This window comes from Citrobacter sp. wls827 (genome assembly GCF_005280875.1).
GTDB classification, from domain to species: domain Bacteria; phylum Pseudomonadota; class Gammaproteobacteria; order Enterobacterales; family Enterobacteriaceae; genus Citrobacter; species Citrobacter youngae.
On the sequence record NZ_SZWR01000010.1, the window covers coordinates 554,304 to 566,378 of the forward strand.

13 protein-coding genes are annotated in these 12,075 nt (G+C 51.2%); 11 read left to right on the plus strand and 2 right to left on the minus strand.

What is annotated here, in order from left to right; translation table 11 throughout:
- Positions 1 to 224: 224 nt before the first annotated feature.
- The gene (locus tag FDX03_RS06055) at positions 225 to 1,910 is read right to left on the minus strand and encodes an aspartate:alanine antiporter (protein WP_137345634.1); all 1,686 of its coding nucleotides are present in this window, start codon (positions 1,908 to 1,910) and stop codon (positions 225 to 227) included.
- 269 nt (positions 1,911 to 2,179) lie between these two features.
- Here FDX03_RS06055 and FDX03_RS06060 point away from each other — a divergent pair, with 269 nt between their 5' ends.
- Entirely contained in the window at positions 2,180 to 2,560 is a 381-nt protein-coding gene (locus tag FDX03_RS06060) for an inner membrane protein YbjM (protein WP_040233923.1), read from the plus strand.
- A gap of 34 nt (positions 2,561 to 2,594) precedes the next feature.
- Here the strand turns inward: FDX03_RS06060 and FDX03_RS06065 are convergent, their stop codons facing one another.
- On the minus strand, positions 2,595 to 2,858 hold the full coding sequence (locus tag FDX03_RS06065) for a GrxA family glutaredoxin (RefSeq protein WP_005123606.1): 264 nt from the start codon (positions 2,856 to 2,858) through the stop codon (positions 2,595 to 2,597).
- A 192-nt stretch (positions 2,859 to 3,050) separates the two neighbouring features.
- Between FDX03_RS06065 and FDX03_RS06070 the strand changes: the two genes are divergently transcribed.
- From FDX03_RS06070 to rlmC, 10 genes are all read left to right on the plus strand, one after another.
- Positions 3,051 to 3,341 carry a YbjC family protein gene (locus FDX03_RS06070; protein WP_048212159.1) on the plus strand — a complete coding sequence of 97 codons (291 nt, stop codon included), beginning with the start codon at positions 3,051 to 3,053 and terminating at the stop codon, positions 3,339 to 3,341.
- Positions 3,325 to 4,047: a nitroreductase NfsA gene (gene nfsA / locus FDX03_RS06075; protein ID WP_115643653.1), complete on the plus strand. Its 723-nt coding sequence runs from the start codon at positions 3,325 to 3,327 to the stop codon at positions 4,045 to 4,047. Before FDX03_RS06070 ends, nfsA begins: the two co-directional genes overlap by 17 nt.
- A 59-nt stretch (positions 4,048 to 4,106) precedes the next feature.
- Positions 4,107 to 5,009 (plus strand): 30S ribosomal protein S6--L-glutamate ligase, encoded by a 903-nt coding sequence (gene rimK / locus FDX03_RS06080; RefSeq protein ID WP_048212157.1) that lies wholly within the window; start codon positions 4,107 to 4,109, stop codon positions 5,007 to 5,009.
- A gap of 90 nt (positions 5,010 to 5,099) precedes the next feature.
- The gene (locus tag FDX03_RS06085; RefSeq protein ID WP_005123602.1) at positions 5,100 to 5,576 is read left to right on the plus strand and encodes a YbjN domain-containing protein; all 477 of its coding nucleotides are present in this window, start codon (positions 5,100 to 5,102) and stop codon (positions 5,574 to 5,576) included.
- Between the two features lie 430 nt (positions 5,577 to 6,006).
- A complete protein-coding gene (gene potF, locus FDX03_RS06090) occupies positions 6,007 to 7,119 on the plus strand; it encodes a spermidine/putrescine ABC transporter substrate-binding protein PotF (protein WP_048212156.1) in 1,113 nt (370 codons plus the stop codon).
- Positions 7,120 to 7,257: 138 nt separating this feature from the next.
- Complete coding sequence (gene potG / locus FDX03_RS06095) at positions 7,258 to 8,391, plus strand: putrescine ABC transporter ATP-binding subunit PotG (protein ID WP_061067606.1); 1,134 nt, start codon at positions 7,258 to 7,260, stop codon at positions 8,389 to 8,391.
- Between the two features lie 9 nt (positions 8,392 to 8,400).
- Positions 8,401 to 9,354: a putrescine ABC transporter permease PotH gene (potH, locus tag FDX03_RS06100; RefSeq protein WP_005123598.1), complete on the plus strand. Its 954-nt coding sequence runs from the start codon at positions 8,401 to 8,403 to the stop codon at positions 9,352 to 9,354.
- Positions 9,351 to 10,196 carry a putrescine ABC transporter permease PotI gene (gene potI / locus FDX03_RS06105; protein ID WP_048212155.1) on the plus strand — a complete coding sequence of 282 codons (846 nt, stop codon included), beginning with the start codon at positions 9,351 to 9,353 and terminating at the stop codon, positions 10,194 to 10,196. Before potH ends, potI begins: the two co-directional genes overlap by 4 nt.
- Before the next feature lie 59 nt (positions 10,197 to 10,255).
- Positions 10,256 to 10,744, plus strand: a complete 489-nt coding sequence (locus FDX03_RS06110; RefSeq protein ID WP_137345635.1) for a YbjO family protein — start codon at positions 10,256 to 10,258, stop codon at positions 10,742 to 10,744.
- A gap of 41 nt (positions 10,745 to 10,785) precedes the next feature.
- Positions 10,786 to 11,913 (plus strand): 23S rRNA (uracil(747)-C(5))-methyltransferase RlmC, encoded by a 1,128-nt coding sequence (gene rlmC, locus FDX03_RS06115; protein WP_137345636.1) that lies wholly within the window; start codon positions 10,786 to 10,788, stop codon positions 11,911 to 11,913.
- Positions 11,914 to 12,075: the final 162 nt, after the last annotated feature.

Sequence of the window (12,075 nt, forward strand, 5' to 3'; positions counted from 1 at the left end):
ACTTTGTCGCCACAGATGAAGAAGTAGTTCTCTAAATAGTTGATTAGAAGGGGACTGAATTTCAGGCAACAAAAAACCCATCAACCTTGAACCAAAACGGCGGGGTTGATGGGCTCCACAAATTGGGGACATCAAAGAAAAGCAGTGGCAATAGTTATGACTGACGCCTTTAAGAAAAGTTCTGCTTACCTGCAAAAAATTTTCATTAAAAGCAAAAAACAGTTCTAACCGATGCCGGGCCAGATGATGACGATGAGTGTCCCCGCCAGCGTCAACAGAACGTTAGCAATCGCGTATGTGCCCGCATAGCCTAAAGCAGGAATGTTGCTGCGCGCGGTATCGCTGATGATTTCCATTGCTGGCGCACAGGTACGCGCCCCCATCATCGCCCCGAACAGCAGGGCCCGGTTCATGCGCAATACATAAGCTCCAAACAAGAAACAGATAACAACTGGAACCAGGCTGACAATCAGACCCGAAATCAGCATCTGGCCACCCACTGTGCCGAGGCCATTACCAATGCCGCTACCTGCGCTTAAACCGACACCAGCCATAAAGACCATCAGGCCAAACTCTTTGACCATGTTCAGCGCACCTTGAGGAATGTAGCCAAACGTTGGATGGTTAGCACGCAGGAAGCCCAGCATGATCCCGGCGAACAACAGTCCAGCCGCATTTCCAATGCCAAAGCTGAAATTACTGAACTGGAAAGTGATCATCCCGATCATCAGGCCGATGATAAAGAATGCGCAGAAAGCAAGCAGATCGGTGACCTGGCTGTGAATAGAAATAAAGCCGATACGATCGGCAATGGTTTTCACACGGCGCGCATCGCCACTGACCTGTAATACATCGCCTTTATTAAGTACGACGTTGTCGTCAATGGGCATTTCGATCTGGCTGCGGATCACGCGGTTCAGGAAGCAGCCATGGTCAGTCAGCTTCAACTGGGCCAGACGACGACCTACGGCATTGTGGTTTTTCACCACAATCTCTTCGGTGACGATACGCATATCGAGCAGATCGCGATCGAACACCTCTTTACCGTTACGGAAGCTGGGGTCGAGGCGAGCATGTGCATCCGGATAGCCCACTAAGGCAATTTCATCGCCCATTTGCAGCACTGCATCACCGTCCGGGTTGGCCAGAATACCGTTGCGGCGGATACGTTCAATATAACAACCAGTCTGGCGGTAGATGCCCAGCTCGCGCAGATTTTTCCCGTCAGCCCATGCAACCAGCTCTGGACCGACACGGTAGGCGCGGATCACCGGTAGATAAACCTTACGGTTGGCGTCAGTGTCCAGCCCGCGCTCACGCGCAATTTGTTGGGCGCTGGTTTGCAGATCCTGATGCTGCAGTTTTGGCAGATAGCGCGCACCCACAATCAGACTGACCAACCCAATTAAATAGGTGAGTGCGTAACCCAGACTCAGGTTATCAAGGGCGGTGGATAGCTGTGTACCTTCCATCCCTGAATGGCGCAACGTATCGCCCGCGCCGACCAGAACGGGCGTAGACGTCATTGAACCAGCCAACATGCCTGCCGTCAGGCCGATATCCCAGCCAAATAGCTTACCCAGTCCCAGGGCGATCAGCAGCGCGCTACCGACCATCACCAGTGCAAGCATCAGGTAATTTTTCCCATCCCGAAAAAAAATCGAAAAAAAGTTGGGACCGGCTTCCACCCCGACACAAAAAATAAACAGCATAAAGCCAAGATTTAATGCGTCAGTGTTAATACTAAAGTGCTGCTGACCTAATAATAGGGAGACCACTAAAACGCCAATGGAATTACCGAGTTGGACTGAACCCAGGCGTAATTTACCCAGACACAGGCCCAGAGCCAGGACCACAAATAATAACAGGATGTAATTCCCATTTAACAAATCTGCGACGTTTATATTCACGGAGGCTAACTTCTTGTTTACTAGTAAGCTATTGAAAGAAATGGCAATTTACGCTAATGTTTTTGCCAGAAATTAAGGGGCGACAGCATCGTACACAGCCCCAAATAATGCAGCACGACAATATATGTGGCTAGTTTAATCTCATTACGTATCAACGGCTATAAGAATCGTGTGGGTGTGTTTTTGGCATGGAATGCCGAGTAACTTTATCTGACTGGACGCCTGCGGGCGAAAAGAGTGTTCGATAGAGAAGATGTCAGGAGGAACGATTGAAACATAAGCAAAGTTGGGCGGGTGCGATCTGCTGCTTTGTGCTCTTTATTGTAGTGTGTCTTTCATTAACGCTGAATATGAAAGGCGCATTTAGAGCGGCTGGGCATCCTGAGGTCGGGTTATTGTTTTTTATACTGCCTGGCGCTGTGGCAAGCTTTTTCTCCCACCGTCGCGAGGTGCTCAAACCCCTTCTTGGTGCAATACTGGCAGCGCCGTGCTGCTTGTTACTGATGCGGTTCGTTTTTATGCCGACGCGTTCGCTGTGGCAAGAGCTGGCATGGCTGTTCAGTGCAGTGTTTTGGTGTGCGCTTGGGGCATTGTGTTTTTTATTTATCAGTAGCTTATTCAACCAGCGTCAGCGGCGGAAAAAAAACTGATTACGCCCTCCAGCGGAGGGCGTAGAAACAGCTATCAGGCGAACAGATTCATATTCTCTTTTGCCCACGCTTCAAAATCCGTGCAGCCGCCGATGTGTTGTTGATCAACGAAAATCTGCGGAACGGTCTCAACTGGCTTTCCTACCGTTTTTTCCAGATCTGCTTTAGTAATACCTTCGGCATGGATATCAATGTAGCGGAAGTTAAAATCGTCATGCTCATTGCTTAATTTTTCTGCTAATTCTTTTGCGCGCACGCAATACGGGCACCCTGGGCGACCAAAAATAACGGCAAACATCTCTATCTCCTCGAACTTATCAGGCCGGATGGCGAATGTTGTTATGATGCCGCGATTTGTGACGGATGGAAAGCAGGTTCAGCCTGTTGCTTTGATATCCTTAGTCTATGCCTTCGTTTTTCAATCCGCATTTTTGTTAAACATGGGCTGTCGGAACGTTTTACACTAAGCGCCATTTATCGGGAGGCACCTATGCGCACAGTGGGCGTGTTACCCAAAAGCGTATTGATTCTGGAAATCATCGGGATGGTTTTGTTATCGCTGGCGCTGCTGTCGCTTAACGATTATCTCACCTTACCCGCACCGCTGAACGGGCCATTGGCCTGTGTGGTAATGATATTTCTGGGTGTACTGTTAATGCTTCCCGCCGCGGTGGTGTTGATGTTGCGCATTGCGCAACTGTTGGCACCGCAGCTGATGTCGCGTGCTCCCGACGCTTCTTCCCATTCAGCCAGAGAAAAAAAAGATGACGCCAACCATTGATTTACTTCGCAGCCACCGTTCCATTCGCCATTTCACCGATGAAAGTATTTCGGACGCACAGCGTGAGGCGATCATTGCTGCCGCTCAAGGGACATCAAGTTCAAGTTTTTTGCAGTGCACGACGATAATTCGTATTACCGATCAAAGTCTGCGGGAGTCCCTGGTGACCTTATCCGGCGGACAAAAGCATGTCGCACAGGCCGCCGAGTTCTGGGTTTTTTGCGCCGATTTTAATCGCCATTTGCAGATTTGCCCCGATGCGCAACTGGGGCTGGCTGAGCAACTGTTGCTTGGCGTGGTTGATACGGCGATGATGGCGCAAAATGCGCTGACAGCGGCTGAATCGCTGGGACTTGGCGGTGTGTTCATTGGCGGTCTGCGCAACAATATTGAGCCGGTAACGGAATTACTGACGCTGCCGAAGCATGTTTTGCCACTGTTTGGTCTGTGTCTCGGCTGGCCTGCGGATAACCCGGACATCAAGCCCCGGCTGCCAGCAACACTGGTGGTGCATGAAAACCATTACCAGCCGCTCGATCAGGATATTTTGTCGCAATATGATGAACAGCTTGCGCAATACTATCTGACCCGTGGTAGCAACACGCGTCGCGATACCTGGAGCGATCACATTCGCCGCACCATCATTAAAGAAAGCCGTCCCTTTATCCTGGAATATTTACATAAACAGGGGTGGGCGACGCGCTAAAGCGTTTAACCCGGTGTATGATACGCCAGCTTTTACCAGGTCTTTTAGAGAGGTGCAGGGTGAAAATTGCCATTTTGTCCCGGGATGGAACGCTCTATTCTTGCAAACGCCTGCGTGAAGCAGCGATGCAACGCGGTCACCTGGTAGAAATTATCGATCCCCTTTCTTGCTATATGAACATTAGCCCGGCAGCGTCTTCTATCCATTATAAAGGCCGCCAGCTTCCCCATTTTGACGCGGTCATTCCAAGAATTGGCTCAGCCATTACCTTCTACGGTACGGCGGCATTACGTCAGTTTGAGATGCTGGGTAGCTATCCGCTGAATGAGTCAGTAGCGATTACCCGCGCACGCGATAAGCTGCGCTCGTTACAACTGTTGGCGCGACAGGGAATTGACCTGCCCATTACCGGAATAGCCCACTCGCCGGATGATACCAGCGATATGATTGATATGGTCGGCGGTGCGCCGCTGGTGGTGAAACTGGTGGAGGGGACTCAAGGGATCGGTGTGGTATTGGCCGAAACGCGGCAGGCCGCAGAGAGCGTAGTGGATGCATTTCGTGGTCTGAATGCCCATATTCTGGTCCAGGAATATATCGAAGAGGCGAAGGGGCGAGATATTCGCTGTTTCGTTGTGGGTGATGAGGTGGTCGCGGCTATTGAGCGGCGGGCCAAAGAGGGCGATTTTCGTTCTAATTTGCATCGCGGCGGAGTTGCCACGATTGCCAATATCACGCTGCAGGAAAGGGACATTGCGCTTAAAGCCGCCCGCACGATGGGGCTTGATGTTGCTGGCGTCGATATTCTGCGTGCAGAACGCGGACCGCTGGTTATGGAGGTCAACGCCTCTCCAGGGCTGGAAGGCGTGGAGAAAACCACAGGGATAGATATTGCTGCGCGAATGATCCAGTGGATCGAGCGTCATGCTACTCCTGAATTTTGTCTTAAAATCGGCGGCTAAACGCAATATCGATAGCGATCGTGGTATGACACGGTCTTTTTGCGTAAGCTGTGCCGGTAATTTTTTCATCAATAGAGGTCGCACATTATTATGACATCACTGGTCGTTCCCACTCTGGATACGTTGCGTCAATGGCTCGACGACCTGGGCATGAGTTTTTTTGAATGTGATACCTGTCAGGCGTTGCATCTACCGCACATGCAGAACTTCGATGGCATTTTTGATGCAAAAATTGATCTGGTGGATAACGTCATTCTATTTTCCGCGATGGCGGAAGTCAGACCTTCAGCGCTGCTGCCGCTGGCCGCCGATCTATCCGCTATCAATGCCAGCTCACTGACGGTAAAAGCCTTTCTGGATATGCAGGATGATAATCTGCCAAAACTGGTGGTTTGCCAGTCTTTATCCGTGATGCCGGGTGTGACGTTTGAACAGTTTGAATGTTTTGTGCGTCAGAGCGAAGAACAGATATCGATGGTGATCCTTGAAGCGGGGGCACATCAATTGTTGTTTAATGCCGAAGAAGACGGGCAAAACGGCAATGCAGAGGTTCATTTCCTCCATTAATCGTTCCTGATTTTGGGTATTTATAGCGCAGCCGCTGCCAGAGCGGTTGCGTATTTCACGTTTTTATTCTGCATTTAACCTTTTCTTAAAGAATTATTCACTTCGGTTCCGCCCCTTCCGCTTTACGTCATAGACAAAACCTGCATAAAAAATTGATAAAAGACGTTTTTTTATCTGGGCTATATCCTCGAATCCTGGCTAAAGTTATTCTTGCAAGGCTTGTAAACGCCACCGTTCAATTTGCCTATTATGAGCTATCTGTAGCTGTATGCATGTTGAATAAGTCAGCGGATATCAGCGAGCAATAGCGGCGGGGAGAGAGACCTCTCTTTCATTGATGCCGCATGAAATAATATGCACGTTTCTTGCATATCATTAGAGTGTGACTTTTTTGTTCGTTTGTTAACGAACTTTCAGAAGGAAAGAGATTATGACCGCCTTAAATAAAAAATGGTTATCAGGCCTGGTTGCAGGTGCTCTGATGGCCATCTCTGCCGGCACGCTCGCTGCTGAACAAAAAACACTGCATATTTATAACTGGTCTGACTATATTGCTCCGGACACGGTGGCTAATTTTGAGAAAGAGACCGGCATTAAAGTCATTTATGATGTATTTGACTCCAATGAGGTGCTGGAAGGTAAGCTCATGGCTGGCAGCACCGGTTTTGACCTCGTTGTCCCGTCAGCCAGTTTCCTCGAACGGCAACTGACCGCGGGCGTTTTCCAGCCCCTGGACAAGAGCAAACTGCCAGGCTGGAAAAACCTCGATCCTGAACTGCTGAAACTGGTGGGTAAACACGATCCAGACAATAAGTTTGCTATGCCGTATATGTGGGCAACCACCGGTATTGGCTACAACGTAGATAAAGTTAAAGCGGTGCTGGGTGCGGATGCGCCGGTTAACAGCTGGGATTTGATCCTCAAACCGGAGAATCTGGAAAAACTCAAAAGCTGCGGTGTCTCTTTCCTCGATGCGCCTGAAGAAGTGTTTGCTACTGTGCTGAACTATTTGGGTAAAGATCCAAACAGTACCAAAGCGGATGATTACACCGGGCCGGCAACCGATTTGTTGTTGAAACTGCGTCCGAATATCCGTTATTTCCACTCCTCGCAATACATTAACGATCTGGCAAATGGAGATACCTGTGTAGCGATTGGCTGGGCAGGGGATGTATGGCAGGCGGCAAACCGTGCGAAAGAAGCGAAAAATGGCGTCAATATCTCCTTCTCGATTCCCAAAGAGGGGGCGATGGCGTTCTTTGATGTGTTCGCGATGCCTGCAGATGCGAAAAACAAAGACGAAGCCTACCAGTTCCTTAATTACCTGCTGCGCCCTGATGTGATTGCGCATATTTCCGACCACGTGTTCTACGCCAATGCGAACAAAGAAGCGACGGCTCTGGTTAGCCCGGAAGTTCGTGATAACCCGGGTATCTATCCGCCAGCGGACGTACGCGCCAAACTGTTCACACTGAAAGTGCAGGATCCGAAGATCGATCGTGTACGCACCCGTGCCTGGACGAAGGTGAAAAGCGGGAAATAACCCGATGTTCGGGACATGACCCGGCGGTGCTTGTGCCTGCCGAGGATGTCGCGATCCCGAACACATAAAACCCGGTAATACGCACCAATAAGGTGCGTTATTTGCACTGTTTCTTTATTTATGCCGGAGAGCACTTGAGTGAATGATGCAACCCCACGCCCACAAGCGAAAATCCGCAAGGCGCTGACCCCGCTGCTTGAAATTCGCAACCTGACGAAGTCATTTGACGGTCAGCACGCCGTCGATGACGTCAATCTCACTATCTACAAAGGCGAAATATTTGCCCTGCTGGGTGCGTCCGGTTGTGGTAAATCAACCCTGTTGCGGATGCTGGCGGGATTTGAACTGCCGACTACCGGGCAAATCATGCTTGATGGCGTCGATTTAGCGCATGTCCCGCCTTATCTGCGCCCAATTAATATGATGTTTCAGTCCTACGCTCTGTTTCCGCATATGACTGTCGAGCAGAACATTGCCTTTGGTCTCAAGCAGGACAAACTGCCGAAAGCGGAAATCGCCAGCCGGGTGAATGAGATGCTCGGACTGGTGCACATGCAGGAGTTCGCCAAACGTAAGCCGCATCAGCTTTCAGGCGGTCAACGTCAACGCGTGGCACTGGCCCGGAGCCTGGCCAAACGCCCTAAGCTGCTGTTACTGGATGAACCGATGGGCGCTTTGGATAAAAAACTGCGCGACCGCATGCAGCTGGAAGTGGTTGATATTCTTGAGCGTGTAGGGGTGACCTGCGTGATGGTGACGCACGACCAGGAAGAAGCCATGACCATGGCGGGTCGTATAGCGATCATGAATCGTGGGAAATTTGTGCAGATTGGCGAGCCGGAAGAGATCTACGAGCACCCGACCACCCGCTACAGCGCTGAATTTATCGGTTCGGTAAACGTTTTTGAGGGGCTGCTAAAGGAGCGTCAGGAGGACGGTTTGGTGATTGATTCTCCGGGGCTGGTGCATCCGCTAAAAGTGGATGCTGATACTTCCATCGTCGATAACGTACCGGTGTATGTCGCGCTTCGTCCGGAAAAAATCATGCTCTGTGATGCCCCTCCGCCGGATGGCTATAACTTTGCGGTGGGTGAGGTGGTGCACATTGCCTACCTGGGTGATTTGTCTGTGTATCACGTGCGTTTAAAAAGCGGCCAGATGTTGAGTGCCCAGCTGCAAAACGAACATCGCTATCGCAAGGGGCTACCGACCTGGGGTGACGAGGTACGTTTGTGTTGGGATGCGGACAGCTGTGTGGTGTTGACGGTTTAAGGAGTAAAGATGAGTACACTTGAACCTCCGGCACGTGCCGAAAAAGCGAGCCGTTTCACGCTGTATATGTCGCAGTTGCAAATGAAACATGGTCGCAAGCTGGTGATCGCGTTGCCGTATGTGTGGCTGGTTCTCCTGTTTTTATTGCCGTTTCTGATTGTCTTTAAGATTAGCCTGTCAGAAATGGCACGGGCGATACCGCCGTACACTGACCTTGTGGCATGGGCCGATGGTCAGCTATCTATTACGCTCAATTTAGGTAACTTCCTGCAGTTGACGGACGACCCGCTCTATTTCGATGCTTACCTGCAGTCTTTGCAGGTAGCGGGGATTTCGACGATCTGCTGTCTGTTGTTGGGGTATCCACTAGCGTGGGCGGTGGCGCACAGCAAACCCTCGACGCGCAATATTTTGCTGTTGCTGGTGATTCTGCCTTCCTGGACCTCTTTCTTGATTCGCGTGTACGCCTGGATGGGGATCCTGAAAAATAACGGGGTGCTGAACAACTTTCTGATGTGGCTGGGCGTTATCGATCAGCCATTGACGATCCTGCATACCAACCTGGCGGTTTATATTGGCATTGTTTATGCCTATTTGCCCTTTATGGTGCTGCCGATTTATACCGCACTGACGCGCATTGACTATTCGCTGGTGGAAGCGGCGCTGGATTTAGGTGCCCGACCATTAAAAACCTTCTTTAGCGTGATCGTGCCGTTGACCAAAGGCGGGATTATCGCTGGCTCAATGCTGGTGTTTATCCCGGCGGTAGGGGAATTTGTTATTCCGGAACTGCTTGGGGGGCCGGACAGCATTATGATCGGCCGCGTGTTATGGCAGGAGTTTTTCAATAACCGTGACTGGCCGGTGGCGTCTGCGGTTGCCATCATCATGTTGCTGTTACTGATTGTGCCAATCATGTGGTTCCATAAGTATCAGCAGAAAAGCGTGGGGGAACACGGATGAATAACTTACCGGTTGTCCGCTCGCCGTGGCGGATCTTTATCCTGGTCGTGGGGTTTACGTTTCTGTACGCCCCCATGCTGATGTTAGTTATCTATTCGTTTAACAGCTCCAAGCTGGTGACGGTGTGGGCGGGGTGGTCAACACGCTGGTACGGTGAACTTTTCCACGATACTGCAATGATGAGTGCCGTCGGCATGAGTTTAACGATTGCTGCCTGTGCTGCGACGATGGCGGCGATCCTCGGCACCATAGCTGCCGTGGTGATGGTGCGCTTTGGCCGTTTTCGTGGTTCGAATGGTTTTGCCTTTATGATCACCGCACCGCTGGTTATGCCGGATGTCATTACCGGTTTGTCGCTGCTGCTCCTGTTTGTGGCGCTGGCGCACGCCATTGGCTGGCCAGCGGATCGCGGTATGTTGACCATCTGGCTGGCGCACGTCACCTTCTGTACGGCGTATGTAGCGGTGGTGATTTCCTCGCGTTTGCGCGAACTGGATCACTCCATTGAGGAAGCGGCGATGGATCTTGGCGCGACGCCGCTGAAGGTCTTTTTCGTCATTACGCTGCCGATGATTATGCCGGCGGTCATTTCCGGTTGGTTACTGGCCTTTACGCTATCGCTGGATGATTTGGTTATCGCCAGCTTTGTCTCTGGTCCTGGGGCCACAACGTTACCGATGTTGGTGTTCTCCAGCGTACGTATGGGGGTTAACCCGGAGATCAACGCACTGGCGACGCTGATCCTTGGCGTGGTAGGAATTATCGGATTTATCGCGTGGTATCTGATGGCGCGAACAGAAAAACAACGGATACGCGATATCCAACGTGCAAGACGCGGCTGAAAAAACTAAAATCTGCCAATCTGTCTATACGGCGCAGCTGTGGTGGTTGCGCCGTTTTCATGGAAGACGACGCGTTGGGATTTTTTAAGAAATCATCCACATCACATGCCCGCTTAAACGTCCCTGCTTTGGTGCAGGTGGCGGCGCTGGCTATCATTATGATCCGCTGTCTCGATCTGTTGATGATTTTTAATACGCTTGGGTTTCGTGGAACCAGTGAGTTTATTCATCGCAGTGTGCAGACCTGGAATTTGACGCTGGTATTTCTGGGCAGTCTGGTGCTGCTGTTTATCGAAATTTTCTGCGCATTTTCGCTGGTCAAAGGACGGAACTGGGCCCGCTGGATCTATCTGCTGACCCAGATTATCGCCAGCGTCTATCTGTGGGCAGCTTCGCTGGGCTACGGATATCCGGAACTGTTCAGTATTGCGGGGGAGTCCAGACGCGAAATCCTGCATACGCTGGTGATGCAAAAATTGCCGGATATGCTGGTGTTGCTACTGCTTTTTGTTCCTGCGTCCAGCAGGCGGTTCTTCCGCTTGCAATAACGTGTATAATTTTGGCCCCCGGTTAATTTGTAGGTTTTTGTATGCAGTGCGCACTTTATGACGCCGAACGCTGTCGCTCCTGTCAGTGGATAGCACAGCCTGTCGCCGATCAACTCTTCGCCAAAACAGCCGATTTGCAAAATCTGCTGGCCGATTATCCGGTCGGAGAATGGTGCGCGCCGGTCAGCGGCCCGGAAAGCGCTTTTCGTAATAAAGCTAAAATGGTGGTTAGCGGCAGCGTGGAGAAACCGCTGTTGGGCATGCTGCATCGTGACGGTACGCCGGAGGATTTGTGCGACTGCCCGCTTTATCCTGAGTCTTTTGCGCCCGTGTTTGCCACACTCAAACCGTTTATCGCCCGCGCGGGGCTGACGCCCTATAACGTGGCGCGTAAACGCGGGGAGCTGAAGTATCTGCTGTTAACGGAAAGCCAGTTTGATGGCAGTATAATGCTGCGTTTTGTCCTGCGTTCCGACGCGAAACTGGCACAACTGCGCGCGGCGCTACCGTGGCTGCAGGCACAGTTACCGCAGTTAAAAGTCATTAGCGTTAATATCCAGCCTGTGCATATGGCGATTATGGAAGGGGAGACAGAAATCTTCCTGACCGAACAGCAGGCACTGGCCGAACGTTTTAACGACGTACCGTTGTGGATACGCCCGCAGAGTTTCTTCCAGACCAACCCGGTAGTGGCGGGGCAGCTATATGCCACGGCGCGCGACTGGGTACGCCAGCTTCCGGTTAATCACATGTGGGATCTGTTTTGCGGCGTCGGGGGTTTTGGTCTGCATTGCGCCACGCCGCAGATGAAACTGACAGGGATTGAAATTGCGCCAGAGGCGATTACCTGCGCGAAACAGTCTGCGCAGGAGCTTGGGTTACATAACCTGCATTTTCAGGCGCTGGACTCAACTCAGTTTGCTACCGCTCAGGGCGAAGTACCGGACCTGGTGCTGGTGAATCCACCGCGTCGGGGAATTGGCAAACCGCTGTGTGATTTTCTTTCCCACATGGCACCGCGTTTTATCATTTATTCCAGCTGTAATGCGCAAACCATGGCGAAGGATATTCGTGAGTTGCCAGGGTATCGCATTGAACGCGTCCAGCTTTTCGATATGTTTCCGCACACAGCACACTACGAAGTGTTGACGCTGCTTACTCGGCGATAAATGGCATACCTGATGGCGCTTTGCTTATCAGGCCTACAGGTTGTTCGTCATTCGTAGGCCGGATAAGGTGCTTGCACCGCATCCGGCAAATGCAATATGCGAAAAAAAAGCCCGTACTTGCGTACGAGCTCTTTCTCGAATATGGCGGTGAGGCGGGGATTC